The organism is Comamonas sp. A7-5 (genome assembly GCF_039581385.1).
Taxonomy (GTDB): Bacteria; Pseudomonadota; Gammaproteobacteria; order Burkholderiales; family Burkholderiaceae_C; genus Comamonas; species Comamonas thiooxydans.
This window is the reverse complement of sequence record NZ_JBCPWO010000074.1, coordinates 1-275: the sequence shown is the minus strand read 5'-3', so window position 1 is coordinate 275 and position 275 is coordinate 1. Positions and strand designations below refer to the sequence as shown.

The following is a 275-nucleotide window of genomic DNA, read 5'->3' as shown; positions in this document are numbered from 1 at the left end:
GGCACGGTCTCGCGGCGGCGGGCGTCGAGGCGGCGCAGATGCTGCTCGGCCTGGCGCAGGATGGAGTCGATCATGGACATAAAGCCCACATGGGCCTCGTCCTGCAGACAGACCACGTCCAGTTCGGGTTCACGCTCGTCGACGATGGGAAAGCTGCCCGGCGGCAGCAGGCGCTCGGGCTGCAGCTTTTCGCAGCCCAGGCTGACCACCATGACCTCGCCGCCGAAGTTCGGGTTGCGGCTGATATTGCGCAGCGTGCGCTGCGGGATCTCGGC

Annotated in this window: 1 protein-coding gene; it reads right to left on the bottom strand. The window is 67.6% G+C overall.

What is annotated here, in order from left to right:
- Positions 1 to 275, bottom strand: a 275-nt coding sequence (locus AAIL67_RS24820; protein ID WP_343485414.1) for a UxaA family hydrolase, incomplete at both ends; no start/stop codon positions are given.